The organism is Methylobacterium sp. Leaf106 (assembly GCF_001422895.1).
GTDB lineage: Bacteria > Pseudomonadota > Alphaproteobacteria > Rhizobiales > Beijerinckiaceae > Methylobacterium > Methylobacterium bullatum.
In genome coordinates this window covers 240,323-266,319 of record NZ_LMNB01000023.1, presented here as the reverse complement: position 1 = coordinate 266,319, position 25,997 = coordinate 240,323, and the positions used below count along the sequence as shown (strand labels likewise).

Below are 25,997 nucleotides of genomic sequence, written 5' to 3'. Positions count from 1 at the left end.
ACTCACATTCCTATGGGCGGGCGGGCAATGATACGGACTGGTCTTCTGGCGATCCTGCTTTTCCACGGAGCCGCCGCGCCGGCTCTCGCGGCGGGAGGCGTCATGCGAGACCTCGTTCCGGTGGACCCGCCCTACACGATGACGTCCGGTCTGAACGGCAAAAACGGCAAACCCGCCAAAGACATCAGCGGCATCGCCTGCATGCCGCAGAAGGACGGCAAGCGCCGCTGCCTCGTGGTCAACGACGAGAATACCGGCGCGCAGTTCATCACCATCGAGGGGCATACGATCACGCCGGGCGCCGATATCGACCTGGTCGGCGGGGGACCGAGCCCGAACACGCTGGGAACCCCGCCCTCGAAGAACGGATGCTCCGGCGGAGAGGGCAAGTTCGACGATCTCGACGGCGAAGGCGTGGCCTATGCGGCTCCCTACTTTTACGTGGTCGGCTCGCACGGTTGCTCGCGCGGCAAGGCGAAGTTCAAGCTCTCCACCTTCGTGCTGGCGCGCATCCGGGTCGACGCGAACGGCGAACCGGCGGGACCGGATGCGGTGGAGACCACCTACCGCCTGGGTGATGCGCTCGGACTGGCGGAGACGGTCAGCGCCTACTACACGCAGGATCTCCAGACCGATGACGGCGACGCGACGCCCAACGGCCTCAACATCGAGGGGGTCGCCGTCGACGGGACGCGGCTGTTCGCCGGGCTGCGCGCGCCGTCCCATGACGGCAAGACCTTCGTCGTCGAGGCGGATGTGGGAGCTCTGTTCGCGCAGGGGCACGAGCCGCTCAAGGCGGCCCCGCAGGTGATCCCGCTCTCCGTCGGCCGCGGGGCCGGGATCCGCGATCTCGCCATACTGCCCGACGGGCGGCTCCTCGTCCTCACCGGGCCGGCTCAAGGACAAACCGACGTGCCCTACAGCCTGTTCGCAGCCGGCGCGTCCGTCAACGCCAAGCTCGAGCCGATCGGACGTCTCACCGGGGCGGAAAAGGGCGCCAAGGCGGAAGGTGTCGCGGTGCTGGGCGACAAGCGCATCCTCGTCATGTTCGACAGCGTCAAGGATGGCGGGCCGCTCGAATACACACTGCCCTGAGGGGTCAGGCCGGACGCGGCGCGATGACGTCGCCCCGGCGCGCCGCGTCCCGGCGCAGGGCGGACAGCACCAGGAACATCAGGCTCGAGCCGCATGCGAGGCAGGCGGCCAGGAAGAACATGGGGACGAGGTCGCTGCCGGTGCGGTCGCGGATGAAGGGCACGGCATTCTGGGAGATGAAGCCGCCGAGATTGCCGACCGAGTTGATGGCGGCGATGCCGGCGGCGGCGCTCGCCCCCTTCAGGAAAGTGGCGGGCAGGGACCAGAACACAGGCTGGGCCGAGAACACCCCCGCCGCCGCCACGCAGAGGCAGGCGAATTTCAGCACCGCCCCCGGCAGCACCACGCTGAGCACCAATGCGAGCGCTGCGACGAGGCCCGGCACCACCACGTGCCAGACCTGGTCGCCCGAGCGGGCCGCCCGGCGCGGCACCCACCACAGGGCGACGGCCGTGATCAGCCAGGGGATGATGTTGATGAAGCCGTTCACGGTGTTCGACACCTCGAAGCTCCGGACCACGGTGGGTAGCCAGTAGCTCAAGCCATAGGCCGCCAGGGGGAAGGCGATGTAGACCGAGGCCAGCATCCAGACCCGTCGGTCGAGGAGCGCGGCAAAGGGGTTTCCGTGCTCCACCTGTCCCCCGGTTTCGCGCTCGAAGGCAAGGGTGCGGGCCAACCAGTCGCGCCCCTCGCGAGACAGCCACGGCGCCTGTTCCGGCCCGTCGGGCAGGATACGCAGGACCACCACGGCGAGGATCAGGGCCGGAATACCCGTCGCCACGAAGACCCATTGCCATCCCTTGAGGCCGAGGAGACCGTCGAGATCGAGGAGGGCGCCGCCGATGGCCGCGCCGACCGCGTTGGCGAGCGCGCTCGCGATCATGAACCAGCCGATCATACGGGCCCGGTGCGATTGCGGAAACCACAGGGTGAGCGCGAACAGCACGCCGGGGAAGAACCCCGCCTCCGCCACACCGAGGAGGAAGCGCAGGATGTAGAACATCGCCGTGTTCTGGGTGAAGCCGAGCAGGATCGTGATCACGCCCCAGGTCAGCATGATCCGGGCAAACCAGCGCCGCGCGCCGACCCGCTCTAGGATGACGTTCGCGGGAACCTCGAACAGGAAATAGCCAAGGAAGAACAGCGACGCCCCGAGCCCATAGGCGGTCTCACTCAAGGATAGGTCGCCGACCATCTGGAGCTTGGCATAGGAGATGTTCTGCCGGTCGATATAGGCGATCAGGTACATCAGCCCAAGGAGCGGCATCAGCCGCAGCGTGACGGTTCTGACCGTATCGTGCGCGAGGCGCGCATCGACCTGCGGGGGCGGCGTCATCGTCGGTTTCCTCGAGGCTCGCCCCTCGAACGGGGGTCTTACGGGGCGAGCCTACGCCGCAAAACCGCTAACGCGCCAGCGCCAGCAGGCGGTCGCAATCGACATGGGCCTCGATGTGTCGCGCCAATTCGTCAAGGACGCGCTCGACCCCGCTTTCGTAGGAATGGCCGTCAGACGCCGCACCGAGGCGCGCGAGCCAGGCGGCCCGCTGCCGGTCGTCGGAGAAGAGGCCGTGGACATAGGTGCCGCTGACCCGCCCGTCGGCAGAGACGGCGCCGTCCGCCCGCCCGTCGGCGAAGCGCAGCAGCGGCGTCACCGTGTCCGGACCGGCCGTGTCGCCCACATGCATCTCGTAGCCGTTGAACGGCAGATCGTCGGCCAGCGTCCGGCCGCTCACCGCTTCGAGCCGCTTCAGCGGCGTCATCACCGTATCGACGTCGAGCAGGCCGAGCCCGGCAACGCTGCGCGGCTCGCCCTCGATCCCGTGCGGGTCGCTCAACGTCCGGCCCATCATCTGGTAGCCGCCGCAGAGCCCGAGCACATGACCACCGCGCCGGATATGGGCGCGGATATCCACGTCCCAGCCCTCGCGGCGCAGGGCGTCGAGATCGTCGATCGTGGTCTTCGAGCCCGGCAGTAGGACCAGGGCGACGTCGCCCGGAATCGCCTCGCCGGGCCTGACCAGCACCACCTCCACCTCCGGCTCCGCCCGCAGCGGGTCGAGGTCGTCGAAATTGGCGATGCGCGGCAGGACCGGCACCGCGACGCGAACCCGCGTGCGGGCGGTGGCCGCGGAACCCGCGAGACCGAGCATGTCCTCGGCGGGCAGGCGCGCGGCCTCGGGGAAATGCGGCACGAGCCCAAGGGCGGGCCAGCCGGTCGCCGCGGCGACGATGTCCATGCCGTCGGCGAACAGGCTGGGATCGCCGCGAAAGCGGTTGACGAGAAATCCGGCGATCATGGCCGCATCCGCCGCGTCGATCACAGCCTTGGTGCCGACGAGACTGGCGATGACGCCGCCCCGGTCGATATCGCCGAGCAGGATCACCGGCGTGTCGGCGGCCCGCGCGAAACCCATATTGGCGATGTCGCCGCGCCGCAGATTCACCTCGGAGGCCGAACCGGCGCCCTCCACGATCACGAGATCGGCCTGAGCCTTCAAGTGTGAAAAACTCTCCAGCACGGAAGCCAGCAGGCGCGGCTTCCAGGCCTGATAGTCTCGGGCCTTCGCGGTGCCGACCATCCGTCCCTGCACCACCACCTGGGAGCCGGTCTCGCTCTGGGGCTTCAGCAGGACCGGGTTCATGTGGATGGAGGGCGACACCCCGCAGGCCCGCGCCTGCAGCGCCTGAGCCCGACCGATCTCGCCGCCATCGGCGGTAACGGCGGCGTTGTTGGACATGTTCTGCGGCTTGAACGGCCGCACGGCGAGGCCTCGCCGCGTGAAGGCGCGGCACAGGCCGGCCACGATCAGCGACTTGCCGACATCCGAGCCGGTGCCCTGGATCATGAAGGCGCGGGCGGTCATGCGATCGGGTCTCGTCCGGTGTGCCGAGGGGCGTCGGCGAGCCCTAGCACGGCCGCGTCAGGGCCGCGACGGCGGGCCGGCGCCGCAGGCGGGATCGGCAGGCCGCACGGCCCGGCGGAAATCGAGGATGGCGGAGGCGTAGGTCTCGACCACTTCCGAGAACGGCACCCGCTCGGCCGTGAACAGCACGGCGCGATGGCTGAACAGCCGGTCCGGAATCGCGAGCGGCGCGCAGGCGGAATCCGGCGGGACCGCCTGATCCCAACCGGGCGGCAAGGGCTGCCAGAGACGGTCCGCCCCGATGGTCTGGCGGGTGGTGCCCAACGCCTGGACCGCCCTGCCGAACGGCGTGTCCGTGGTCTCGAGCAGGCGGTTCATCTCCGGGGTCAGCCGCTCCGGCACATACCAATTGTCGGCCTCCGACAGGACGTGGTCGCCGCAGGCGAGCCGGACGCGGCGGTATTTCAGGACGGTGTCGGGTCCGGCGGCAAGGCGGCGGCGCGTCTCTTCCGAGGCGGGCTTGTCCACATCGCGCAGGAGGGTCGCCGTGAGCCGCGGGTCCGTCGCCATGCCGTGCTCGGAGCACCAGCCTTCGAGCGTCGCGGTGGCGCTGCGGCCCGCCAGGAGCCGCGCATTCAGCCCCTCCATCACCGCCAGCGCCTCGACCCGGCCGAGATAGGTGTCCGGCCAGGACGTGACGGATTGGGCGGATGCCGCACCGGCACCGGACAGAAGAATCGTGAGAGGAACGAGGCAGCGCCGGAAGCAGCGACGAGACACAACCCAAGGGCGATTTACAATCATACTATACACGTTGACGAAGCCGTGCATAAGTTGCGGGACCGAAGCCCGCGACGCCAGGTGATCTCTCGTGGAGCTCATCTTTCCCATCGAGTTCCTCGTCAGCGGCACACCGGTCTCGTTCCAATCGGCCCGACCGAGTTCCAAATCGCAGTGGAAGCAGAAGGTCCGGGCAGCAAGCGACGGCTCTTTGCCCGAGAACCACTTCGCCTGCGAGGGCAAACTCGCCGTGACGCTGTTCTACTTCCCGGTCGGCCCCGTGCAGGGCGACGTGGACAATATCGTCAAACTGGTTCTCGATACCCTCAACCAGCATATCTACATGGATGATTCCCAGATCGAACGGGTAGTCATCCAGAAGTTCGAACCGCAGCGGGTTTTTTCTTTCACGCAGCCGAGCCCAGTCCTGGCGGCGGCTCTGTCGGCACAGAAGCCGATCCTATACGTAAGGCTTTCGGACGATCCCTTCGAGGAACTGGCATGAGCGGCATGGAATCAGAACGGCCGGTCCTCGACCTCATCATCCCGGCACTTACGGATGCCGGCTACGAGGTCTATACTCACCCTTCACGCCAGCTTCTGCCCTCCTTCATGGGCGACTACATTCCAGACGCCATCGCGCTTGGCAAACCAAAGAATCTGGCGATCGAAATCGTACGGGATGGCACGCGATCCGGAAGCCGGGAAAGGGTCGCTGACCGGTTCCTCGGTGTCACCGATTGGGAGCTTCGGATCTACTACGCCCGCTCCGGCGGCGGCGTGCCCGCCATCGACGGCGTGACGCCAGACATCATCGACCGCACGATTACGAAGGTCGAGGCCCTCATCGCGGCCGGCCAGATGGAAGCGGCTCTGCTGCTAGGCTGGTCGACCTTCGAAGCCATCGGGCGGGCCTTGATTCCGAACCGCCTGTCACACTCTCAATCGCCCGCACGGCTGATCGAGCAGCTCGCGGGCGAAGGCATCGTGACGCCGGACGAGGCGGATCGTCTTCGTCCCATCGCGAACCTGCGCAACGCCGTCGCCCACGGGGCCTTGCAGCGCGACCTCGATCGCACCGCCCTGGAGGATTTCGTCGCCACGCTGAAGCTCGTCCTCCACGAGAACCAGCCGGTCGGCGCTGGGGCCTGACCGCGCCCAGTAGTCAGAACTCGATCCCCTCCTGCGCCTTCACCCCGGCGGCGAAATGGTGCTTCACGCTGCCCATCTCGGTGACGAGGTCGGCGGCCTCGATGAGGGCCGGCTTGGCGTTGCGCCCGGTGACGATGACGTGGAGATCGGGCCGGCGCGCCCGGAAGGCCGCCACCACGGCGTCGATGGGCAGGTAATCGTAGCGCAAGGCGATGTTGAGCTCGTCGAGGAGGACGAGGCGGATGGTCGGGTCGGCCATCAATTCCTCGGCCTTGGCCCAGGCATGCTCGGCCGCCGCGATGTCGCGGGCTTTGTCCTGGGTCTCCCAGGTGAAGCCCTCGCCGAGCGTATGCCATTCGATCTGGTCGCCGAAAGCCTTCAGCGCGTGCTTCTCGCCGGTGTCCCAGGCGCCCTTGATGAACTGGACCACGCCGACCCGCCAGCCATGGCCCAAGGCGCGCAGGAGGAGGCCGAGCCCGGCCGTGGTCTTGCCCTTGCCGGGGCCGGTATTGACGATGAGAAGGCCCTTCTCGATCGTCTTGGCCGCGACCTCGGCGTCCTGGACGGCCTTGCGCTTCTCCATCTTCTCGCGATGCCGTTCGGCCTCCGGATCGTTCGTGTCTGACTCGCTCATGCGGCTGCTCCGGGTTGGGGTTTCACGATCATCGGCAGTCCCGCCACCATGAACACCACATGGTCGGCCCGTGCGGCGAGGCGCTGGTGCAGGCGCCCGGCCGCGTCGCGGAAGCGGCGGGCCAGCGCGTTGTCCGGCACGATACCGAGCCCGACCTCGTTGCCCACCAGCACCACCGGGCCAGGCGCACTGCCGCAGGCCTCGATCAGCGCGGCGCTCGCCGCCTCGGTATCGGCCTCGGACAGGATCAGGTTGGTGAGCCACAGGGTCAGGCAATCGACCAGCACCGGCCCGGTCGCCGCAGCGACGGCCTCGGCCAGGTCGATCGGCACGTCCCGCGTGATCCAATCGGGCGAGCGGCGCGACCGGTGAAGGGCGACGCGCTCGCGCATCTCGTCGTCCCAGGCCTGCGCGGTGGCGAGATAGAGCCACGGCGCGGGGCAGGCTTCGATCAGGCGCTCGGCGTGCAGGCTCTTGCCCGAGCGCGCGCCGCCGAGGACCAGTGTCATTCTTGGGGAAGGCTGCCGCATGGCTCCCTTTAGCGCGAAACCGCCCTGCCCCGTCAAAGCCGGTAAAACGCTTTGGCGGCGCGTTGTCAGCGGTCGCGCGAGCGCGTAGAAGCGAGGTTCGGACGGTGCCCCGGCGACGGGGTGAAAAGGGAATGCGGTGAGGGCTCGCGCCTGAAACCGCAGCTGCCCCCGCAACTGTGAGCGGAGACGGGCCTGCCATCGGCCACCGGAGCGATCCGGGAAGGCGGCAGGACCGGATGACCCGCGAGCCAGGAGACCTGCCTTCCGAAGGGGACCTAATCGTCCTCCCGCTCGATCCTCGAACGCCGCCGGCGGGGCGGCCGGAGACCTGACACGATGACCACCAACACCCTCGTCCTCACCGGCACCCGCAGCAACGAGCGTCTCGGCGCGGTGCTCATGGCCGCCTTCCTCGGCCTCGGGCTCGTCTTCATGGCCGGCTTCGCCCCGGCGATGGCGCTGCACAACGCGGCCCACGATTTCCGGCACGCCCAGAATTTCCCCTGCCACTGACCGCCACGCGCTCAGTCAGGACCTGATTCCATGATGATCCGACTCGTGTCGGCGGCCCTGGTCGCCGGCTTCCTGGCGGCTGTCGTCGCCACGGGCTTGCAGTTCGCCCTCACCTCGCCACTGATCATCGCGGCCGAGCGTTACGAGAGCGGCGAAGCCACTGCGCCGGCCGCGCAGTGGATGCCGCGCGGCGCCTCGCCGGCCTCCCTCATCGTGCCCGTCCATTCGGGCCACGACCATGGCGGCAAGACGGACGGTGTCGAAGGCGGCGAGGTCGCACCGGCCTGGCAGCCCGGGCCCGGCCTGCCCCGTATGGTCTTCACCGCCCTCGCCACCCTCGTCGGCGGCGTCGGCTATGCCCTGTTGCTGGGCGCGGCTCTCATCGCCTGCGGGCGGGAGCCGAGCCCGGAAACCGGCCTGCGCTTCGCCGTCGCGGGGTTCCTCGCCGTGGCTCTCGCCCCGGCCCTCGGCCTGCCGCCGGAATTGCCCGGCATGGAGGCAGCTCCGCTCGCCGAACGCCAGTTCTGGTGGATCATGACTGCGGCCGCCACCGCCATGGGGCTCTACCTCATCGCGATCCGCCGCTCCCCCATCGCCATCGCCGGAGGGATCGTGCTCCTCGTCGCACCGCATCTGGCAGGCGCTCCGGAGACGAGTCACGCCGCCTCCGCCCTGCCCCCGGGCTACGCGGCCCAATTCGCCGCTCGGTCGCTGGGCATCGCCTTCGTGTTCTGGGCGGTGATCGGCCTCGCCTTCGGCTGGGCCTGGAACAGCGTCGGGCGCAAGAACCCGGCGACGTCGCATGCCTGACGAGGACATCCCGGCCGGCAGCGCGGTCGTACTCTACGTCTGCGCCACCTGTCGCACGGCCGGCGACACGTCCGAGCCCCGCGCCGGGGCCCGCCTCGTCTCGGCACTGCGCGAAGTGGTGACGGAAGCAGCGATCGAGGGCATCGCCGTCGAGAGCGTGGATTGCCTCTCGGTCTGCAAGCGACCCTGCACGGTCGCCGTGGCGTCCGAAGGCCGCTGGACCTACGTCTACGGCGATCTCGACCCGGTCGAATCGGCCAGAACCATCCTCGCGGGCATCGGCCTGTACGCGGAGACGCCCGACGGCATCGTGCCCTGGAAGGCACGGCCGGAAGCGTTCCGCAAAGGCGTCGTCGCCCGCATTCCCCCGTTTCCTCCGCCGCGCGCGGACAGAATTTCGGACGCCGCCGAATGAGCATCGTCGAGAAGATCCCCTGCACCATCGTCACCGGCTTCCTCGGAGCCGGCAAGACGACCCTGGTGCGTCACCTCGTGGAGAATGCCGGCGGTCGTCGGCTCGCCATCATCGTCAACGAGTTCGGCGATATCGGTTTCGACGGATCGTTCCTGGCCGCCTGCGGCATCGAGGGTTGCCAGGACGAGGACATCGTGGAACTGGCCAATGGCTGCATCTGCTGCACCGTGGCGGACGATTTCGTGCCGGCCCTGAACAAGCTGCTCGACCGGGCCGACCCGCCCGAGCACATCCTCATCGAGACGTCCGGCCTCGCTCTGCCAAAGCCCCTGGTCCAGGCCTTCCACTGGCCGGCGATCCGCTCGCGGGTGACCGTGGACGGGGTGATCGCGGTGATCGACGGACCGGCCGTGGCGGCCGGCTTCTTCGCCGACGATCCGGCGGCCCTCGCCGCCCAGCGCGCCGACGATGCCAGCGTCGATCACGACAACCCGCTGGAAGAGGTGTTCGAGGACCAGCTCCTCTGCGCCGATCTCGTGGTCATGAACAAGGCCGACCTCCTCGACGAGGCCGGAAAGGCCAAGGTCCGCGCCGAGGTGGAGCGCCAGCTGCCGCGCGCGGTGAAGATGGTCGAGTCCGAGCATGGCCGCCTCGATCCGCGCGTGATCCTCGGTCTCGGCGCCGCCGCCGAGGACGATCTCGACGCCCGCCCCTCCCATCACGGCGAGGGCGAGGATCACGATCACGACGATTTCGACTCCGTGGCCATTGCCGTGCCTGCCACGGCGAGCGCCGAGGATCTGGCCGCCCGCGTCGCCCGCGCCGCTGAGACCAGCGGCGTCCTGCGGATCAAGGGCTTCGCCGAGGTCACCGGCAAGCCGATGCGCCTCGTGGTCCAGGGCGTCGGCGCCCGCATCGCCCATCATTACGACCGCCCCTGGCGGGCGAGCGAGAACCGCGACGGCCGGCTCGTGGTCATCGGGCTGAAGGGTTTCGACCAGGGGGCGGTGGCAGCCGCCCTGGCGGGGTGAGCGCGTTGACCGCCCGACGGATCCCGGCGCGCGGGTGCCGCGGCCTCGTGGTCGCGTCCGGCCTGGCGGCTCTCGCGGCGATCGGTGGGTGCTCGGATTCACGTCCGCCCAAACCGGAGTTTCAGGCCTCGGACAGCCGGGCGATGGCACGCCTTTCTCCGGTGGCTCGCCCTCTCGCCCAGACGGGCGATGCGAAGCTCGCCTATACCCACGAGCTGACCATCGGATTGCCGCCCCAGCGGGTGAACGCGCATTTCGAGGCGGCCCGCGACCGCTGCCTGAACGAGGCGGCCCTGAAATGCGTCCTCGTCGCTGCATCCATCGACGATGGCCGGAGGCCTGCGGGCCGTCCGCAGGCGCAGGTCCAGGTCCGACTGCCGCATGAATCCGTCGCTCCCTTCATGGCCTTCGTCACGTCGCCCCTGCCCGGCGAGGCGACGGGCGACGTCGTGCTCCGGAGCCAGTCGACGCGTGCCGACGACCTGACGGACGCCATTGAGGATGGGGGCCGGCGCTTGGCCCAGCTCACCGCCTATCGCGCCCGGCTCGATGCGATCGCCGCACGGCCCGACCCGCGCGTGGAGGATCTGATCCGCATCGCGCAGGAATTGGCGCAGGTTCAGTCGCAGATCGAGGAAGCCGATGCCAAGCAGCGCGGCCTGAGCCAACGCGTCGACACGGAGCTCGTCTCCGTCGCCCTGCGCTCCGACGAGGCGCGCGCCGGGCCCCTCGCCCCCGTGGAGGAAGCCTGGGATCAGGCGGGCCAGACCTTCGGCGCGAGCGCCGGATCGGCCTTGCGCTTCGTCGTCGCCGGCCTGCCCTGGCTGCCGCTGGTGCTGATCGGCGTGCTTCTCCTTCGCGCGCTGTGGCGCCGGCGCGGCCGCCGAAGCGCCATGACCGAGCGGACGTCCTCCAGGGCACAGCCATGACGGCGCGCCGCCCATGCATCTGATCCGAATCGACACGGTCTCCCTCGACGAAGGCGAAGCCGCCATCGATCTGGGCCAGGCGCCCGGCGACATCGTGTTCCTGTCCTTCACGGATTCGGATCTCTCCGGCATGGCCGGCGCGCATGCGGCCGAGCGGGAGGCGGCGGCACGGGACTCGTCGGCGAGCGACGTCCCGACGCTCCGCCTCGCCAAGCTGGCGCGGCTGCGCCATCCGATGTCCGTCGATCTCTTCGTGGACAACGTCATCGCGCGGTCGAAAGTCGTGGTCATCCGCTGCCTCGGTGGCCTCGATTACTGGCGCTACGGCGTCGAGCGCGCCGCCGCCGCGGCTCGCGCGAACGGCGTGAAGCTCGCCGTCATTCCGGGCTGCGACAAGCCCGATCCCCGCCTCACCGCCTTCTCGACGGTGGCTCCCGAACTGGTGGAGACACTCGAGGGCTATTGCCGCGCGGGCGGGTCCGACAACCTGCGCCGGATGATCCGGCGCCTCTCCCTGGAGATCGGGCACGCGGTCGACGCGCTGCCGCCTGTCGCCCTGCCGCGCGGCTTCGCCTGGTGCCCGGGTTGCGGACCGGTCGCACACGAGACCGCCCTCGCCGCAGCCGGGAAGAACCGCCCCCTCGCCCTCATCCTGGTCTATCGGTCGGCGGTGCTCGGCGGCGACACCCGGCCCGTGGCCGACCTCATCGCAGCCCTCGGTGAGCGCGGCATCGGTGCCGCCACCCTCGCGGTCGCAAGCCTCAAGGACGCGCTCGCCCTCGATGCCGTGCGGGAAGCTCTGGCCGCACGAAGCCCGGACATCGTCATCGCGGCAACGGCCTTCTCGGCGCGGGAGGATGACGGCTTCGTCCTCGATGGCGCCGACGCGCCCATCCTTCAAGCCTACACGATCGGGGCCTCACGGGAGGCCTGGGAGGCTTCGGCGCGGGGCATGAACGCCGCCGACCTCGCCATGCAGGTGGCGCTTCCCGAATTCGACGGCCGGCTCTCCGGTTTCCCGATCTCGTTCAAGGAGGACGGGCCGGAACTCGACGGGTTCAGCGAGCGCCGGGCCATGCCCTTCCCGGCTGGCATCGCCGCCTTGGCCGACCGCGCATCGGCCTGGGTGGCGCTGAAACACCGGCCGCGCGCAACGCGTCGCCTCGCCCTGGTCCTGTCCGACTACCCTGCCCGTGGCGGCCGGGCCGGCTTCGCCGTCGGGCTCGACACGCCGGCGAGCGCGGGAATCATTACGGAGACGCTGCGGCGGGCCGGCTATGCGGTGGGCCACCTGCCGGAGCCGGACGCTCTGATGCACGCGCTGACGAAGGAGGCTCCGACCTTCGCGGTGCCGCTCGCGGCCTATCGCGACTGGCTCTTCACACTGTCACCGGACGAGCGGGACACGCTCGATCGACGCTGGGGCGAGCCGGAGGCCGACCCGGTCTGTGTCGATGGGGCGTTCCGCTTCCCGATGGTCGTGGCCACTATTGCTCCCCCCCCACGACCTCATCCTGAGGTGCCGGAGCGCAGCGCCGGCCTCGAAGGAGGCTTCCAGTTGCCTCAGAGAGATCTGGAAGCCTCCTTCGAGGCCGCTGATGCGGCACCTCAGGATGAGGTCATTGGTTGGATGAGAGGACGTCTCGCCGTCTTTCTTCAGCCCGACCGTGGCCGGGCGGCCGACCGCAAGGCCGGCTATCACGACCCCGACGAGCCGCCGACCCATGCCTACCTCGCCTTCCATCTCGGATTGCGGGAGGGGTTCGACGCCCTGGTCCACCTCGGCACCCACGGCACCACCGAATGGTTGCCCGGCAAGGCGGTGGCCCTGTCGCCGGCCTGCTGGCCGGCGCGGGCGATCGGGCATCTGCCCGTGATCTACCCCTTCATCGTCGACGATCCCGGCGAGGCGGCCCCCGTGAAGCGTCGGCTCGGTGGCATCGCGCTCGGCCACCTGACGCCCCAGACCGAATGCGCCGGCCTGACCCCCGAGGCCGCGCGGCTGCGCGAACTCGTGGAGGAATACTCCTCGGCCAGCGTGCTCGATCCGCGGCGGGCCGAGATCATCGCCCGCGCGATCCTCGACGATGCGGCCGATGCCGGTCTTCTGTCCGGCGCCGGGATCGACGCCGACACGCCCATGGCCGACGCGCTCACCGCCCTCGACGCGCATCTGTGCGACCTCGGCGAGGTGACCACCCGCGACGGACTCCACGTGTTCGGATCGGCACCGGACGACGCGCCGGCCCCTGTGAAAGCCTGCGCGTCCGCCGAGCGCGAGGGGCTGCTGGCGGCCCTCGACGGACGCTTCGTTCCCCCCGGCCCCGCCGGCTCGCCCTCGCGCGGTCGGACCGACGTGATGCCCACGGGGCGCAACCTCACCACGCTGGATCCACGCAGCCTGCCGACGCGGGCCGCCACGCTGCTCGGCGCGAAAGCCGCCGATGCGGTGGTCCGGCGCTACCTGCAGGACGAGGGCGACTACCCGGCCCGCATCGTCATGGATCTCTGGGCCTCGCCGACCCTCCGCACCGGCGGCGAGGACGTGGCGCATGCCCTGGCACTCATGGGCGTGCGCCCGACCTGGGACCACGCCTCCACCCGCGTCACCGGTTTCGAGGTGTTGCCGCTCGCCCTTCTCGACCGGCCGCGCATCGACGTGACCCTGCGTGTCTCGGGCGCGTTCCGCGATACCTTTCCCGAGACCCTCTCTCTCCTCGCCCGCGCGGCATCTGCCGTCGCCGAGCGCGAAGAGGAAGACGACGAGAACCCGCTCGCCGCCGCGCGCCGCCGGGGCGAGGCCCCCGCCCGTGTCTACGGCGCAGCACCAGGCCGCTACGGCGCCGGTGCCGGCGAACTCGCCCTCGACGGACAATGGCAGAGCCGCGACGATCTCGGCCGAGCCTATCTCGACGCCACCTCGCACGCCTATGGCGGGACCGAGGACATGGCCGATGCCGGCTTTGCCGCCCGCGTCGCGCAGGCCGACGCCTATGTCCACGCCTTCGACGTGGCCGAACGGGACCTCCTCGACGGCGACGCCGCGGTCGATGCCATGGGCGGGTTCTCCGCCGCCGCCGCGCTCGGCGGGAGGGCTCCCGCGCTCTACAGCCTCAACGTAGCCGATCCGGAAAAGCCCAAGGCGCGTACCGCCCGCGAGGATGCGGCGCGCCTCATCCGCGCCAAGCTCGCGAGCCCGCGCTGGATCGCGGCGCAGTTGCGCCACGGCTATCGCGGCGCCCAAGAACTGGCACAGGGGATCGACGCGGTGTTCGTCCTCGCCGCCGCCACGGACGCCATCTCCGACGCCGATCTCGACCTACTCTACGGCGCGATGATCGCCGATCTCGATACGTTCGATGCCCTGCGCGCGGCCAATCCCGATGCCGCCCGCGCTATCCTCGAACGGTTCGACGAAGCGCGCCGGCGCGGTCTCTGGACCACCCGCCGCAACGCCATGGCCGCCGACGAGCTGATGCCGGAGGCGGCCGAATGAGCGCGCCGCGCCGCGTCTCGCCGGAGCCCGCGCGCCGGGGCTGGTGCCCGAGCCTCGCCCGGCCGATGCCGACGGGAGACGGGCTGCTTGCCCGCGTGCATCCACCACTGGGCATCCTTACGCCGGCGCAGGCGCGCGCGGTGGCGGAAGGCGCGCGCCGCTTCGGCAACGGCCATATCGACGTGACGGCGCGAGCCAATTTGCAGATCCGGGGCGTCACCGAGGCAACCCGCTGCGGCCTCGCGGAGGCTCTCGGCGCAGTTGCGCTCAACGACGTGCGTGGCGACGGCGGGCCGCAGCGGCTCACCCTGACCGCGCCGCTCGCCGGCCTCGAAGCGACGCCCATCGACATTCCGACCCTGGCCGGGGCGATCGAGGCGATCGGGCTGGCGATCCCGGGCCTGCCCCCCAAGGCACTGGTCGCCGTCGAGGCGGCAGAGCACGGCACCTGCCTCGGCGCCGCTCAGCCCGATTGCCACCTCGTCGCCACGGCGGAGGGCTTGGCGTTGCAACTCGCAGGCGACGCGGGCTGGTGGGATGTCCCGGCCGACGACGTGCATTCTGTCCTCGACGCCGCCCTGCGCCGGCTCGCGGAGAGCGGGCAACGCCGGATGCGGGATCTATCCTCCGCAGACAGAGGCGGCCTGGCGCTCGGTCTCGGCCTGCGCCCTGCAACGGCCCCGACCGTCGCATCGCTCCCGCGTCCTGGCCTACTTGCCCTGAACTCACGTCTTCCCACCGCTCGCGGGCAGCACGCATCCCCCCCAAGCGAAGCGTCGCCCATCGCCATCCTGGTCGACGCACCCTTCGGCCGCTGCACGGCGGACGCCCTGGATTCCCTCGCCGAGGCGACCGAAAATCTCGGGATGGCACCACTGCGGCTCTCGCCGACGAGGGGGTTTCTGCTTGTTGCCCCCAACGCGGCGGCGGCGGAGGCGGTGCGACCCATCCTCGCGGCGGCAGGCTTCTTGACGGAGCCGGACGATCCGAGGCGGGCGGTTGCCGCCTGTCCGGGAGCGCCAGCCTGCGCTTCCGGCTCGACGACGACGCTTGTCGACGCGGCGCGACTGGCCGACGCCTTCGAGGCCTTTTCGGCGCGAGGGCTGTCGGCCCATGTGTCGGGCTGCGCCAAGGGCTGCGCCCATCCCGCCGCCGCCTCGCTAACCCTGGTCGGAAAAGACGGCCTCTACGGCATCGTCCTCGACGGCCGGCCCGATGCGTTGCCGGCGGCCCTCCTCACTTTCGACGCGGCGCTGGAGCGCGTAAGGAGGGCCGATCCGGCCTATCCCGAACCCCTCGCCCACGCTTTCAGGACATCCCCATGAGTTCGCGCCTCGACTATCTGCGCGACGGACAGGCGATCTACGCCCGCTCCTTCGCCATGATCCGCGCCGAGGCCGACCTCGCCCGCTTTTCCGGCACCGCCGAACGCGTCGTCGTGCGGATGATCCATGCCTGCGGCATGACCGACCTGCCCAAGGACGTGGAAGCCTCCGAGGATTTCGCCACCAGCGGCGAGGCCGCGCTCAAGGCCGGGGCACCGATCCTGTGCGATGTGCGCATGGTCGCCGACGGTGTCACCCGCTCGCGTCTTCCCGCCGACAACCGGGTGATCTGCACCCTCACCGACCCGCGCGTGCCCGGCCTCGCCGCCGAGATGAACACGACCCGCACGGCCGCCGCCATGGAACTCTGGCGCGAGCATCTTCCCGGCAGCATCGTCGCCGTCGGCAACGCCCCGACCGCCCTGTTCCGGCTGCTCGAACTGCTCGATGAAGGCGTCGCCCCGCCGGCAGCGGTCATCGGGATCCCCGTCGGTTTCGTGGGGGCCGCCGAATCGAAGGAGGCCCTTGCCCGCGACGGTCGGGTGCCCTTCATCGTCGTCCACGGCCGGCGAGGCGGCAGCGCCATGACCGCCTCCGCAATCAACGCCCTCGCCAACGAGATCGAATGATGGATTCGAGCGAGCGGCTTCCCCCCGCCGAGCCGGCGGACGTCACCGAGATCCCGCGACAGGTCACCACTGGCACGCTCTACGGCGTCGGCATGGGGCCGGGCGACCCGGATTATCTCACCGTTCGCGCCATGAAGCTCCTGGCCGAGGCTCCGGTTCTGGTGCATTTCTGCAAGAAGGGCCGGCGCGGCAATTCCCGCACCATCGCCGACGCGGTGATGCGCGACCCGGCCCGCGAGATGCCGCTGGTCTATCCCTACACCACCGAGCTTCCCCCCGAGCATGGCGAGTACGTCTCCGCCCTCGCGTCCTTCTACGACGATGCGGCGACGCGGATCGCCGACCATCTCGGGGCCGGGCGGGACGTGGCGATCCTGTCGGAGGGCGATCCGTTCTTCTACGGCTCGTTCATGCATCTGTGGCGCCGCCTGAAGGACCGTTTCCCGGTAGAGGTGGTGCCCGGCGTGACCGGCATGTCGGGCTGCTGGACCAGGGCCGGAACCCCGATCACCTGGGGCGACGACGTGCTGACGATCCTGCCGGCGACGCTGGGCCATGACGCCCTGGTGGAGCGCCTGCGCATCACAGACGCCGCCGTCATCATGAAGCTCGGCCGCCACCTGCCGAAGGTGCGCCGCGCCCTGGCCGAGACCGGCCTCCTCGACCGCGCGGTCTATGTGGAACGCGGCACCATGGCCGGCGAGAAGGTGATCGCGCTGGCCGAGAAGCCGGACGACGACGCCCCCTACTTCTCGATGGTCCTGGTGCCCGGCGAGGGGCGCCGCCCGTGACCGGCTCCGTCACGGTCGTTGGCCTCGGGCCGGGCGATCCGCGTCTCCTCACCCAGGCGGCGAGCGAGGCCCTGGCGCAGGCGCAGGACCTCATCGGCTACATCCCCTACGTCGCCCGCGTGCCCGATCGTCCGGGGCTGACGAAACACGCCACCGACAACCGCGTCGAGATCGACCGCGCCGGCCATGCGCTCCGGCTCGCCGCTTCCGGCCGCCGGGTCGCGGTGGTGTCCGGCGGCGATCCGGGGGTCTTCGCCATGGCGGCGGCGATCTTCGAGGCCGTGGAGACCGGCGATCCGGAATGGCGTCACCTCTCCATCACGGTCGAGCCCGGCATCACGGCGATGCTGGCGGCCGCCGCCCGCCTCGGCGCGCCGCTCGGCGGCGATTTCTGCGCGATGTCCCTCTCGGACAATCTCAAGCCCTGGGAGGTCATCACCGCCCGGCTGGAGGCGGTGCTGCGGGCCGATTTGGTGATCTCGCTCTACAACCCGATCTCGTCGGCCCGACCCTGGCAGCTCGGGGCCGCGCTCGGTCTCGCCGCCGAACACCGCGCACCGGAGACGCCGGTCATCTTCGCCCGCGCGGTCTCCCGCCCGGACGAGGCGATCCGGATCCTCACCCTGGCGCAGGCGCGTGAGACCAAGGCGGACATGGCCACGATGGTCATCATCGGTGCATCCGCCACCCGGCTGATCCCGCGCGGTGACGCGACACCCTTCGTCTACACCCCGCGCAGCGTGCCGGCGTGAGGGTGGACGGTCGGATCGTTTCGAACCCTCCCCCCCCTGCGGGGGAGGGTGCCTGCGGAGCAGGCGGGAGAGGGGGCGACCTCTCCGGAGATGGCGCTCCCCTCTCCCGACCCGCTTCGCGGGCCACCCTCCCCCGCAAAGGGGGGAGGGGAATGCGCGCGCATCCCGGTTTAGCCCTCACGTGCGCGCAGCCACGCCAACGCGCCCTCGGCATCCGGCACGCTGTCGACATCCGGCTTATCGGGCGGGCGCACGATCACCACCGGCAGACCGAGCGCGCGGGCTGCGGCGATCTTGCCGTAGGTGGCGGGGCCGCCGGAATTCTTGGTGACCAGAATGTCGATCCGCCGCTCGGCGAGGAACGTCATCTCGGCGGCCTCACCGAAGGGACCGCGTGCGGCGATCTCGGTGAGGCGTGGCACCGGCAGGGCGTCGCCGATCGGCTCGATGGCGCGGACGATGTAATCGTGCTGCGGGGCAGTCGCGAAGGCGCCGACTTCGAGGCGGCCAATCGTCAGGAACACCCGCCGGGGCGTCTCGCCGAGGGCGAGGACGGCCTCCGACATGGTCTCGACCTCGGTCCAGCGATCTCCCTGCCTCCGCTCCCAGGCCGGGCGGCGGATGGCGAGGAGCGCCACACCGGTCCGCTCGCAGGCAAGCGCCGCGTTGCGGCCGATCCGTGCCGCGAACGGGTGCGTGGCGTCGATCACCACGTCGATCCGATTCTCGGCGATCCAGGCGGCGAGGCCCTCAGCTCCGCCGAAGCCACCGATTCGGGTGCGTACCGGCTCGCGCTTCGGTGCGCTGGTGCGGCCGGCCAGCGACAAGGTGGCGTCGATCCGCGGATCGAGCCCCTTCGCAAGAGCGCTCGCCTCGGTGGTGCCGCCGAGGATCAGAACTCGCATCGTCGCCCTCTCCCTATCCGGCAACCTTGTCCATGAGCGCCGCCCCCGTGTCGAGCACCGCCCCCTGGCTTACCATCGTTGGGATCGGAGAGGACGGGCGCGCGGGCCTGAGCCCCGCCGCCACAGCCGCCCTCGACGGGGCGGAGGTGGTCTATGGCGGAGCCCGCCATTTCGCCCTCGGAGGACCGTTGAGGGCCGAGACGCGGGTCTGGCCGCGCCCGATCTCCGACGCTTATCCCGGCCTCCTCGCCCGGCGCGGACGCCCGACCAGCATCCTCGCCACCGGCGACCCGTTCCATTACGGAATCGGCGCCGAGATCGCGCGGCTGCTGCCGGCGGCCGAGATGTGCGTGTTCCCCCACCTCTCGGCATTCAGCCTAGCGGCGACACGGCTCGGCTGGCCGCTCGCCGAGACCACCTGCCTCACCCTGCACGGGCGGGCGCTGGAGCGGATCGTACCCCACCTCCAGCCCGGCGCCCGGCTCTTCACCCTGACCTGGGACGAGACGACGCCGGAGGCCGTCGCCGCCCTGCTCACGGAACGCGGTTTCGGTGCCTCTCGCCTCGTCGTCCTCGAGGCCATGGGTGGCCCGCGCGAGCGCCGGCTCGAAGCAAGGGCCGATGCGTTCTCCCTCACCGGGATCGATCCGCTCAACACCCTGGCGGTGGAGGTCGTCGCCGATGCAGATGCTCGCGTCGTCAGCCTGAGCCCTGGCCTCGACGATACCTGGTTCGAGAATGACGGCCAGCTCACCAAGGCCGATATTCGCGCCGTGACCCTCGCCGCCCTGCGCCCCCGCGCCGGCCAGCGCCTCTGGGACATCGGCGCCGGAGCCGGCTCGATCTCCATCGAATGGATGCTGCGCCATCCCAGCCTGCGCTCGTTGGCCATCGAGGCGAACCCGGCCCGTGCTTCGCGGATCGCCCGCAACGCCGCCCGCCTCGGTGTACCGGATCTGCGCGTCGTGGAGGGCGAGGCGCCCGCCGCCCTGGAAGGCCTCGAGCGTCCGGACGCGATCTTCATCGGCGGCGGAGTTGCGCGGCCTGGCGTGCTCGACCGTGCCCTCGACGCCCTTGAGCCGGGGGGCCGGCTGGTCGCCAACGTCGTCACCCTGGAGGGCGAGGCGGTTCTGCTTGGCGCCTTCGCCCGTCTCGGCGGGCAGCTGAAGCGACTGTCGGTGGCCCATGCCGACCCGGTCGGCCATCTCCACGGCTGGCGCGCCGCAATGCCGGTGACGCAATGGGTCTGGACGAAGCGGTGACGGGCGGCTTGGCGGTGCCCGACGCGCTTCCCCTCCCCCTTGTGGAGAGGGGTCAGGGGTGGGGGTGGCTCCGAACAGGGCGCACCTTATCCGACACCACCCCCACCTCCGGCTCCTCCCCACAAAGGGGAGGAGGGGCCTGCGACTTGTCTGACGATGATCTGGCCCCTCGAGATACGTGGATAACCCGTCTCATCGTCGCCGGCATCGGCTTCCGGCATGGGGCCATGCCCGACGAGATCGTCGCTTTGATCCACCGCGCGCTTGCCGAAAACGGCCATGAGCCGGAGCGGCTCGGCGCGATCGCCACCGCCGAGGACCGCGCGAATGAGCCGTCCATCGTCGAAGCCGCCGCCGCGTTCGGCCTCGTGCCCATCGGAATGTCCCCCGCCGAGATGATCGCCGTCGACGCGCGCGTAACGACCCGCTCGGGCCGGATCGAAGCGAGCCGGGGGGTCGGATCGGTGGCGGAAGCCGCCGCGCTGGCCATGGCCGGCGATGGCGGAACCCTCATTCTGCCGCGTATCGCGTCACCAGCGGTGACATGCGCCCTTGCGCTTCCCGCGTATTTCGCCACTCAGGCGGGATGACCGTACATTTCATCGGCGCCGGCCCCGGTGCGGCCGACCTCATCACGATCCGCGGGCGCGATCTCATCGCGCGCTGCCCCGTCTGCCTCTACGCCGGCTCGCTGGTGGCGCCGGAGATCCTGTCCTGGTGCCCGTCCGACGCCCGCATCGTCGACACCGCTCCCCTCGACCTCGACGTGATCGTGGCCGAGATCGTCGCCGCGCACGAGGCCGGGCAGGACGTGGCGCGGCTGCATTCCGGCGACCTCTCGATCTGGAGCGCGCTGGCCGAGCAGACCCGCCGCCTCGACGGGCTCGGCATTCCCTACACGGTGACCCCGGGCGTGCCCTCCTTCGCCGCCGCCGCCGCCCTGCTCCGGCGCGAACTCACCGTGCCGGGCCTAGCCCAGTCCGTGGTCCTCACCCGGACCTCGGGCCGGGCCAGTGCAATGCCGGAACGCGAAACGCTCCAAGCCTTCGCCGCCACCGGCGCGACCCTGGCCCTGCACCTCTCCATCCACGTGATCGAGACCGTGGTGACCGAGCTTGTACCTTTCTATGGAGCGGATTGCGCCGCCGCCGTGGTGTTCCGCGCCACCTGGCCGGACGAGCGCGTCATCTCAGGCACCCTCGCCACCATCGCGGAGGATGTGCGCGCCGCCGGTCTGGAGAGGACGGCGCTGATCCTCGTCGGCCCGGCCCTCGCGGCCAGCGAGTTCCGCGAAAGCGCGCTCTACTCCACCGATTATGACCGCCGCTTCCGCCCCACGGGGCAGCCGGCCCCCGGAATCGAGTCATGACGATGACGGACCGATCGCATCCGCCCGGCCTTCTCGTCGCCGCTCCACGGTCGAGTTCCGGCAAGACCACCGTGACGCTGGCGCTGATGCGGGCGCTCGCCCGGCGCGGCCTTGCCGTGCGTGGTGCCAAATGCGGGCCGGACTATATCGACCCGGCCTTCCACCAGGCCGCCACGGGCTATCCCAGCGTCAATCTCGACAGCTTCGCCATGCCGGATGCCATGCTCGATTCGGTGGCGGCGATGGCGGGCCATGGCGCTGATATCGTCATCGCCGAGGGCTCCATGGGCCTGTTCGACGGCATCGTCGCCAGCGAGGGCCGGACCGGCGCCAATGCCGACATCGCCGCCCGCTACGGCTGGCCCGTGCTCCTCGTCGTGGACGTCTCGGGTGCCGCCCAATCGGCCGCCGCCGTGGCACTCGGCTGCGCCCGCTACGATCCTCGTATCCGCATCGCCGGGGTGATCCTGAACAAGGTCGCCAGCGCCCGCCATCGGCGTCTGGTCGAAGCCGGTCTCGCGCGGGTCGGCATCCCGGTTCTGGGAGTGCTCATGCGCGACGCGACCCTCTCCCTGCCCGAGCGTCATCTCGGTCTGGTCCAGGCTCGCGAGACGGGCGATCTCACCGCGCGGCTCGACCGCCTCGCCGATCTGGCGGAGGCCGGTCTCGACCTCGACGCCATCCTCGCGGCCGCATCGGGACGCCTGCCGGACGTGTCGGATACCGCCCTGCCTCCTCCCCCGGGGCAGCGCATCGCCATCGCTTCGGATGAGGCCTTCTCGTTCCTCTATCCACATATGGAAGCGGGCTGGCGCGCGGCGGGCGCCGAACTGGTCGCCTTCTCACCCCTCGCCGACGAGCCGCCCCCGGAGGACTGCGACGCCTGCTGGCTACCGGGCGGATATCCCGAGCTTCATGCCGGGAAACTCGCAGCGGCGGGCCGGTTCCTGAACGGCCTCCGGAGCTTTGCCGAACACAATCCCGTCCATGGCGAGTGCGGCGGCTACATGGCTCTCGGTCTCGGGCTGGAAGACGCGGCGGGCGTCACGCATGCGATGGCGGGCCTGCTCCCGGTTGCGACCTCCTACAAGGTGCGCCGCCTGCATCTCGGCTACCGCATCGCGACGCTCATCGGCGATGGCCCCCTCGGGCAGGGCGGATCGCGCCTCGTCGGCCACGAGTTCCATTATGCCAGCGAACTGACGCCGCCTCCCGCCGAGGATGTCGCCCTCGCGGTGGTGACCGACGCTGAAGGAGTTCCGTTAGGCATGGCAGGCCACCGATGCGGCCGTGTGTCAGGCAGTTTCTTCCATCTTATCGGATGACTGAAATTCGATCAAACGGCCGCAGGAGTCTCTGAGCGCTTTCCCATCTTTGCCGCAGTTCGCACGATCGCCAAAACGTCCCGCCGGAGTTGGTCGTCCTCGATCAGGGCGTAGGCCTGGAGCAGTTCGATCGCGCCGTGTGCGCTCAAGAAGCCGAACACCTCAGATTGTGTTCCTCCCGCGTCGTCCTCCTCGAAGAACGCCGAGACAGGCACTTCCAAGAGACGGGAAATCTCTCGGAGCCGGCCAGCACCAACGCGATTCTGCCCCTTCTCGTATTTCTGGACCTGCTGGAAGGTCACACCGACGGCGGTCCCGAGGGCAGTCTGACTAAGGCCACGAGCCTTGCGCAGGGCCGTGATCCGCAACCCAACCAGGCGGTCGACATCGGTAGTTTGCTTGGGCATCATCACTCGTTTCAGTGCTTAATACGGTCTCGGCCGGTTTTGCTGGTCTCCGCAACCGATGCGGCAACTTTAATACGCCGCATTCGGTACGGTCGGAAGTTAAAAGAAAGTGAACCCGTAGTCTCCACGGCCCTCCACCGGAGGGAGAAGGAATTTCCAGAAACCACCAAGGAACCGGGAGCGATCCCCTGGGTCCGAGGAACGCGAAACCAGCTTGACCACAAACCGGGCAAGGATGGCAAGAGTCACCACGAACTTGCCGTCGCAAACCGAGGAAGGCCGGATACCGGCTCCACAACGACGTGAGGGAAACATTCTTGTATCCAGAACCCTTGTGACAGAAATAGCGCTATTTTAATAAGGGATTGTGCGGCTTTTCCCATCATTTTCCAATCGGGATATTGCGGTTTAAAATGCAGCGCGGATCGCCGGCCGCCCCCGCTCCCGGCCTTTTGTACGAAGGTGCTTCATGTTCATCGCCATGAATCGATTCAAAGTTGTTCCGGACGCAACGACAGAATTCGAGCAGGTCTGGCTCGGGCGGGACAGCCAACTCGGCGAGATGGAGGGCTTCGTCGAGTTTCAGTTGCTTCGCGGCCCGAGCTACGAGGATCATGTGCTGTATGCCTCGCACACTGTCTGGGCCTCCAAAGCGGCGTTCGAGGCCTGGACCCGGTCGGAGCAGTTCCGCAAGGCACATAGCCGCGCACCGACGACGAAACCTCTCTACCTCGGCCATCCGCAATTCGAGGGGTTCGAGCCGATCCAGACCTTGAGCAAGACACAGGAAGTCCCGTCGGCGGAGCGGCATCCCGAAGCGGTGGCCTGATCGACCTCGCTATCCGGCGGCATCCTCACCCCTCACCGTCCGATGGGGATGCCACCACGCTTCGAGGGCGGCCGCCCTCTGCCTCGCTCAGTCTCGAACGGCCACGATGACGTCGCCGCGCCGCGCTGCGAGCGCAGCGACCACCCGCCGGCCGAACGCCGTGTCGGGGAGGCCGCCGATGAGCCCGAGATACAGGTCGTTCCATCCAAAGCGGGAGTCGATATCCGGGATCTCCACGAACCTGTCGAGTTCATCCAGCATTGCCTCAGCGAACTCCTCGGGGCTCATCATCGGTTCGACGGCGTCGAGGAGGCCGTACTCCTCCAGGAAACCGCCGTTCAGGTTGATGAGACCGTCCCGGTGCCGGATCAACGCGAAGTATATGCCGAAGCCGATCATGGCTCGGTCGCGCCAGCCGGTTTCGGCGATGTATGTCTTCATCATCACGTCGGTGGTGTAGGTCTCGTGCTCGCCGTCACGCCTGGCGAGATAGCCGCGAAACACGTCGTGCGCGTCCGGGTCGAGGCGCAGCAGGGCCTGCATGGCAGCGGCGAGCGCACCGTGGCTCTCCTTCGGTCCCCAGATCTGACGATACAAGCCCTTGGCTTCGACGGCGCTCGGATGCACTTCCAGATAGGTCGTCAGGAGTTCCCGTAGCATCGGAGCGACCGCGATACTGTCGCGTGAAACGCGTGCGAAGAAGGCCGATTCCGTCATCGTCCGGCCGCCGACCACGAAGGACAGTTCCAGGACATCGGTCTGCAGCAGGTCGGCCAGTCGCTCGCGGATGTCGTGGGTGAGACGACGCAGGCCCTCGGCGACGGCCGCCTGTGACAACGCCTCGACGATCACCACATGGCGGCGGCTCGACCGGGCCAGGAAGCGCCGGACCGCCGCCTCTTTCGGGCCCGACCAGACCGAAGCCCGGAAGCCGTCTTCGCCCTGCGAGATCGACCGGACCGGAAGGTCGCTCGCACACCAGGCGCGCTGGATGCGAACGGCATCCGGCGAGGCCTGGATCTCCACATGCTCGGCATGCGTCACGTCGGCGATATCGGCCAGGACCTTGGTTCCGTGAAAGCGTTCGAAATGGAAAACGGGCGAGAGCGAGCCGTCCAGGCCGACGCGCTGAAACTCCGCCCGCTTATCCCAGAAATGGCCGTACTGGACCCAGAACGCCGTCTCGGCCGGCTCCCACACCACGTTTCGGATCGCCAAGGGGGGCTCGGGCGTCATGCGCGCCACGATGGTCCGTGCCAGGCCGAGAGGCGTGGTCGTCCAGAGTTCGAGGGCCTGGCTCACTCGGCGCCTTCCATCCGCGACCGCATCCCGATGCGGCGGTGACGCGGCGGAGCCGTCATGGACCGCCGGCAAAGCGGACAAGGGCGTCACGGCGTAGCGACCGCTCGGGCTGAACCACCACGGTTTCGCCGCATCCGGCAGCAGTTCGCAGCGCACCGTTCCCGTGGAGGGATCCAGTCGGTACAGCCCATACCGCGATCCCGGCGCACCGCATTCGAAGCCGACGAACGCCAGCTGGCCGCCCGGATCCCGAAACACGTCATCCTGGATCGTGAGGGCGGTCGGCTCGCCAGGGTCGGGGACAAATTCACCGCCGCCCGCCAATAGGCCTACGGTTTGGCCGGCCGTCCATTGCAGACCGTTTCCGTCCGCGACGACAGTGAGGTCCGTCGCGCGCCGAACCTGAAGGGAATGGAGGTAGCGCTCCTCGTCGAGGGGCCGCTTGCCGTCGTACAGGACGATCCATCCGGAATCGGCCGGCACGAAGATGTGGCGGGGGCGATCCGTCCCGGCTGGTTGCCGAGCGATCTCCCTGTCGAGCCGCCAGTCGATGAGGCAGATCTCCCCATCGGCGGACAGGCAGACGAGGCGGTCCGGGCCGACGAACGCCGCGTCACGGATCGATCCGTCCGGAAATGGCAGGAACATCCGCCATGTGCCGCCGTCTTCTACCGCCGCGACGGCGTTGTACCGGTGATGTGTTCCTGAAAGCGTCACGCGCGGCATGAAAGCTCCCCCAGTAGACCACGGAACGGCCCCAGGCCCTTCGCCATAACGGCCAGTCAAGCTTTCGGACAGCATGAAGGAGAGATTTGGGCGGCACCGGCGGGTCCGAGGTTTGCGCCCTGGGCA

At 69.5% G+C, this 25,997-nt stretch carries 26 protein-coding genes and 1 riboswitch; of the genes, 18 read left to right on the top strand and 8 right to left on the bottom strand.

Annotated features, from left to right (window positions below):
- Nucleotides 1-102: 102 nt before the first annotated feature.
- Nucleotides 103-1,095, top strand: coding sequence for a DUF3616 domain-containing protein (locus ASF34_RS13015; RefSeq protein ID WP_018045253.1), 993 nt, complete (start codon nt 103-105; stop codon nt 1,093-1,095).
- A 4-nt stretch (nt 1,096-1,099) separates the two neighbouring features.
- Here ASF34_RS13015 and ASF34_RS13010 read toward each other — a convergent pair whose 3' ends face one another.
- From ASF34_RS13010 to ASF34_RS13000, 3 genes are all read right to left on the bottom strand, one after another.
- Nucleotides 1,100-2,431 carry an MFS transporter gene (locus tag ASF34_RS13010; RefSeq protein ID WP_056161537.1) on the bottom strand — a complete coding sequence of 444 codons (1,332 nt, stop codon included), beginning with the start codon at nt 2,429-2,431 and terminating at the stop codon, nt 1,100-1,102.
- Nucleotides 2,432-2,498: 67 nt separating this feature from the next.
- Complete coding sequence (locus tag ASF34_RS13005) at nt 2,499-3,959, bottom strand: cobyric acid synthase (RefSeq protein ID WP_200913276.1); 1,461 nt, start codon at nt 3,957-3,959, stop codon at nt 2,499-2,501.
- 57 nt (nt 3,960-4,016) lie between these two features.
- Nucleotides 4,017-4,739: a hypothetical protein gene (locus ASF34_RS13000; protein ID WP_244478989.1), complete on the bottom strand. Its 723-nt coding sequence runs from the start codon at nt 4,737-4,739 to the stop codon at nt 4,017-4,019.
- Nucleotides 4,740-4,830: 91 nt separating this feature from the next.
- Between ASF34_RS13000 and ASF34_RS12995 the strand changes: the two genes are divergently transcribed.
- Nucleotides 4,831-5,244, top strand: a complete 414-nt coding sequence (locus tag ASF34_RS12995) for a RusA family crossover junction endodeoxyribonuclease (protein ID WP_056161536.1) — start codon at nt 4,831-4,833, stop codon at nt 5,242-5,244.
- Nucleotides 5,241-5,891, top strand: coding sequence for a hypothetical protein (locus tag ASF34_RS12990; protein ID WP_056161534.1), 651 nt, complete (start codon nt 5,241-5,243; stop codon nt 5,889-5,891). The genes ASF34_RS12995 and ASF34_RS12990 overlap by 4 nt, the downstream gene beginning before the upstream one ends.
- Before the next feature lie 13 nt (nt 5,892-5,904).
- Here ASF34_RS12990 and cobO read toward each other — a convergent pair whose 3' ends face one another.
- On the bottom strand, nt 5,905-6,525 hold the full coding sequence (cobO, locus tag ASF34_RS12985; RefSeq protein ID WP_056161532.1) for a cob(I)yrinic acid a,c-diamide adenosyltransferase: 621 nt from the start codon (nt 6,523-6,525) through the stop codon (nt 5,905-5,907).
- Complete coding sequence (gene cobU, locus ASF34_RS12980; RefSeq protein ID WP_018045260.1) at nt 6,522-7,034, bottom strand: bifunctional adenosylcobinamide kinase/adenosylcobinamide-phosphate guanylyltransferase; 513 nt, start codon at nt 7,032-7,034, stop codon at nt 6,522-6,524. Before cobU ends, cobO begins: the two co-directional genes overlap by 4 nt.
- Nucleotides 7,035-7,140: 106 nt before the next feature.
- Nucleotides 7,141-7,334: riboswitch (cobalamin riboswitch) on the top strand.
- A 57-nt stretch (nt 7,335-7,391) separates the two neighbouring features.
- Here cobU and ASF34_RS12975 point away from each other — a divergent pair.
- The 10 genes from ASF34_RS12975 to cobJ all read left to right on the top strand — a co-directional run bounded on the left by ASF34_RS12975 (nt 7,392) and on the right by cobJ (nt 17,746).
- Nucleotides 7,392-7,568, top strand: a complete 177-nt coding sequence (locus tag ASF34_RS12975; protein ID WP_018045261.1) for a CbtB domain-containing protein — start codon at nt 7,392-7,394, stop codon at nt 7,566-7,568.
- 30 nt (nt 7,569-7,598) lie between these two features.
- Nucleotides 7,599-8,378, top strand: coding sequence for a CbtA family protein (locus tag ASF34_RS12970; protein WP_056161531.1), 780 nt, complete (start codon nt 7,599-7,601; stop codon nt 8,376-8,378).
- The gene (locus ASF34_RS12965; RefSeq protein ID WP_056161530.1) at nt 8,371-8,793 is read left to right on the top strand and encodes a DUF1636 domain-containing protein; all 423 of its coding nucleotides are present in this window, start codon (nt 8,371-8,373) and stop codon (nt 8,791-8,793) included. Before ASF34_RS12970 ends, ASF34_RS12965 begins: the two co-directional genes overlap by 8 nt.
- Nucleotides 8,790-9,824 (top strand): cobalamin biosynthesis protein CobW, encoded by a 1,035-nt coding sequence (gene cobW / locus ASF34_RS12960; protein WP_018045264.1) that lies wholly within the window; start codon nt 8,790-8,792, stop codon nt 9,822-9,824. Before ASF34_RS12965 ends, cobW begins: the two co-directional genes overlap by 4 nt.
- Nucleotides 9,825-9,967: 143 nt before the next feature.
- Nucleotides 9,968-10,753 (top strand): DUF4349 domain-containing protein, encoded by a 786-nt coding sequence (locus ASF34_RS12955; RefSeq protein WP_244478988.1) that lies wholly within the window; start codon nt 9,968-9,970, stop codon nt 10,751-10,753.
- A 13-nt stretch (nt 10,754-10,766) separates the two neighbouring features.
- Nucleotides 10,767-14,249: a cobaltochelatase subunit CobN gene (gene cobN, locus ASF34_RS12950; protein WP_056161527.1), complete on the top strand. Its 3,483-nt coding sequence runs from the start codon at nt 10,767-10,769 to the stop codon at nt 14,247-14,249.
- Entirely contained in the window at nt 14,246-15,574 is a 1,329-nt protein-coding gene (gene cobG / locus ASF34_RS12945; RefSeq protein ID WP_056161525.1) for a precorrin-3B synthase, read from the top strand. Before cobN ends, cobG begins: the two co-directional genes overlap by 4 nt.
- Nucleotides 15,571-16,203, top strand: coding sequence for a precorrin-8X methylmutase (locus ASF34_RS12940; RefSeq protein ID WP_056161523.1), 633 nt, complete (start codon nt 15,571-15,573; stop codon nt 16,201-16,203). The genes cobG and ASF34_RS12940 overlap by 4 nt, the downstream gene beginning before the upstream one ends.
- On the top strand, nt 16,203-16,994 hold the full coding sequence (locus ASF34_RS12935) for a precorrin-2 C(20)-methyltransferase (RefSeq protein WP_056161521.1): 792 nt from the start codon (nt 16,203-16,205) through the stop codon (nt 16,992-16,994). Before ASF34_RS12940 ends, ASF34_RS12935 begins: the two co-directional genes overlap by 1 nt.
- Nucleotides 16,991-17,746, top strand: a complete 756-nt coding sequence (gene cobJ, locus ASF34_RS12930; RefSeq protein ID WP_056161519.1) for a precorrin-3B C(17)-methyltransferase — start codon at nt 16,991-16,993, stop codon at nt 17,744-17,746. The genes ASF34_RS12935 and cobJ overlap by 4 nt, the downstream gene beginning before the upstream one ends.
- A 170-nt stretch (nt 17,747-17,916) precedes the next feature.
- On the opposite strand, the gene ASF34_RS12925 is transcribed toward cobJ, so the two are convergent.
- Nucleotides 17,917-18,651, bottom strand: coding sequence for a cobalt-precorrin-6A reductase (locus ASF34_RS12925; RefSeq protein ID WP_200913274.1), 735 nt, complete (start codon nt 18,649-18,651; stop codon nt 17,917-17,919).
- Nucleotides 18,652-18,683: 32 nt separating this feature from the next.
- Between ASF34_RS12925 and ASF34_RS12920 the strand changes: the two genes are divergently transcribed.
- From ASF34_RS12920 to ASF34_RS12905, 4 genes are all read left to right on the top strand, one after another.
- Nucleotides 18,684-19,913 (top strand): bifunctional cobalt-precorrin-7 (C(5))-methyltransferase/cobalt-precorrin-6B (C(15))-methyltransferase, encoded by a 1,230-nt coding sequence (locus tag ASF34_RS12920; protein ID WP_056162045.1) that lies wholly within the window; start codon nt 18,684-18,686, stop codon nt 19,911-19,913.
- A 182-nt stretch (nt 19,914-20,095) separates the two neighbouring features.
- Nucleotides 20,096-20,503 (top strand): cobalamin biosynthesis protein, encoded by a 408-nt coding sequence (locus ASF34_RS23485; protein WP_056162043.1) that lies wholly within the window; start codon nt 20,096-20,098, stop codon nt 20,501-20,503.
- Nucleotides 20,500-21,282 carry a precorrin-4 C(11)-methyltransferase gene (gene cobM / locus ASF34_RS12910; RefSeq protein WP_056161515.1) on the top strand — a complete coding sequence of 261 codons (783 nt, stop codon included), beginning with the start codon at nt 20,500-20,502 and terminating at the stop codon, nt 21,280-21,282. Before ASF34_RS23485 ends, cobM begins: the two co-directional genes overlap by 4 nt.
- Nucleotides 21,279-22,607: a cobyrinate a,c-diamide synthase gene (locus ASF34_RS12905; RefSeq protein ID WP_056161512.1), complete on the top strand. Its 1,329-nt coding sequence runs from the start codon at nt 21,279-21,281 to the stop codon at nt 22,605-22,607. The genes cobM and ASF34_RS12905 overlap by 4 nt, the downstream gene beginning before the upstream one ends.
- Before the next feature lie 11 nt (nt 22,608-22,618).
- Here the strand turns inward: ASF34_RS12905 and ASF34_RS12900 are convergent, their stop codons facing one another.
- Entirely contained in the window at nt 22,619-23,017 is a 399-nt protein-coding gene (locus ASF34_RS12900; RefSeq protein ID WP_018045276.1) for a helix-turn-helix domain-containing protein, read from the bottom strand.
- Nucleotides 23,018-23,483: 466 nt separating this feature from the next.
- Here ASF34_RS12900 and ASF34_RS12895 point away from each other — a divergent pair, with 466 nt between their 5' ends.
- A complete protein-coding gene (locus ASF34_RS12895) occupies nt 23,484-23,843 on the top strand; it encodes an antibiotic biosynthesis monooxygenase family protein (protein ID WP_018045277.1) in 360 nt (119 codons plus the stop codon).
- Between the two features lie 87 nt (nt 23,844-23,930).
- On the opposite strand, the gene ASF34_RS12890 is transcribed toward ASF34_RS12895, so the two are convergent.
- Nucleotides 23,931-25,871, bottom strand: a complete 1,941-nt coding sequence (locus ASF34_RS12890) for a hypothetical protein (protein WP_244478986.1) — start codon at nt 25,869-25,871, stop codon at nt 23,931-23,933.
- Between the last annotated feature and the right edge of the window lie 126 nt (nt 25,872-25,997).

Excerpts from the sequence above, each read along its gene's own strand:
- ASF34_RS13015 (WP_018045253.1), top strand. The coding sequence starts at position 103 with ATGCGAGACCTCGTTCCGGTGGACCCGCCCTACACGATGACGTCCGGT.
- ASF34_RS13010 (WP_056161537.1), bottom strand. The coding sequence starts at position 2,431 with ATGACGCCGCCCCCGCAGGTCGATGCGCGCCTCGCGCACGATACGGTC.
- ASF34_RS13005 (WP_200913276.1), bottom strand. The coding sequence starts at position 3,959 with ATGACCGCCCGCGCCTTCATGATCCAGGGCACCGGCTCGGATGTCGGC.
- ASF34_RS12990 (WP_056161534.1), top strand. The coding sequence starts at position 5,241 with ATGAGCGGCATGGAATCAGAACGGCCGGTCCTCGACCTCATCATCCCG.
- cobO (WP_056161532.1), bottom strand. The coding sequence starts at position 6,525 with ATGAGCGAGTCAGACACGAACGATCCGGAGGCCGAACGGCATCGCGAG.
- cobU (WP_018045260.1), bottom strand. The coding sequence starts at position 7,034 with ATGACACTGGTCCTCGGCGGCGCGCGCTCGGGCAAGAGCCTGCACGCC.
- ASF34_RS12975 (WP_018045261.1), top strand. The coding sequence starts at position 7,392 with ATGACCACCAACACCCTCGTCCTCACCGGCACCCGCAGCAACGAGCGT.
- ASF34_RS12970 (WP_056161531.1), top strand. The coding sequence starts at position 7,599 with ATGATGATCCGACTCGTGTCGGCGGCCCTGGTCGCCGGCTTCCTGGCG.
- ASF34_RS12965 (WP_056161530.1), top strand. The coding sequence starts at position 8,371 with ATGCCTGACGAGGACATCCCGGCCGGCAGCGCGGTCGTACTCTACGTC.
- cobW (WP_018045264.1), top strand. The coding sequence starts at position 8,790 with ATGAGCATCGTCGAGAAGATCCCCTGCACCATCGTCACCGGCTTCCTC.
- ASF34_RS12955 (WP_244478988.1), top strand. The coding sequence starts at position 9,968 with ATGGCACGCCTTTCTCCGGTGGCTCGCCCTCTCGCCCAGACGGGCGAT.
- cobN (WP_056161527.1), top strand. The coding sequence starts at position 10,767 with ATGCATCTGATCCGAATCGACACGGTCTCCCTCGACGAAGGCGAAGCC.
- cobG (WP_056161525.1), top strand. The coding sequence starts at position 14,246 with ATGAGCGCGCCGCGCCGCGTCTCGCCGGAGCCCGCGCGCCGGGGCTGG.
- ASF34_RS12940 (WP_056161523.1), top strand. The coding sequence starts at position 15,571 with ATGAGTTCGCGCCTCGACTATCTGCGCGACGGACAGGCGATCTACGCC.
- ASF34_RS12935 (WP_056161521.1), top strand. The coding sequence starts at position 16,203 with ATGGATTCGAGCGAGCGGCTTCCCCCCGCCGAGCCGGCGGACGTCACC.
- ASF34_RS12925 (WP_200913274.1), bottom strand. The coding sequence starts at position 18,651 with ATGCGAGTTCTGATCCTCGGCGGCACCACCGAGGCGAGCGCTCTTGCG.
- ASF34_RS12920 (WP_056162045.1), top strand. The coding sequence starts at position 18,684 with ATGAGCGCCGCCCCCGTGTCGAGCACCGCCCCCTGGCTTACCATCGTT.
- cobM (WP_056161515.1), top strand. The coding sequence starts at position 20,500 with ATGACCGTACATTTCATCGGCGCCGGCCCCGGTGCGGCCGACCTCATC.
- ASF34_RS12905 (WP_056161512.1), top strand. The coding sequence starts at position 21,279 with ATGACGATGACGGACCGATCGCATCCGCCCGGCCTTCTCGTCGCCGCT.
- ASF34_RS12900 (WP_018045276.1), bottom strand. The coding sequence starts at position 23,017 with ATGATGCCCAAGCAAACTACCGATGTCGACCGCCTGGTTGGGTTGCGG.
- ASF34_RS12895 (WP_018045277.1), top strand. The coding sequence starts at position 23,484 with ATGTTCATCGCCATGAATCGATTCAAAGTTGTTCCGGACGCAACGACA.
- ASF34_RS12890 (WP_244478986.1), bottom strand. The coding sequence starts at position 25,871 with ATGCCGCGCGTGACGCTTTCAGGAACACATCACCGGTACAACGCCGTC.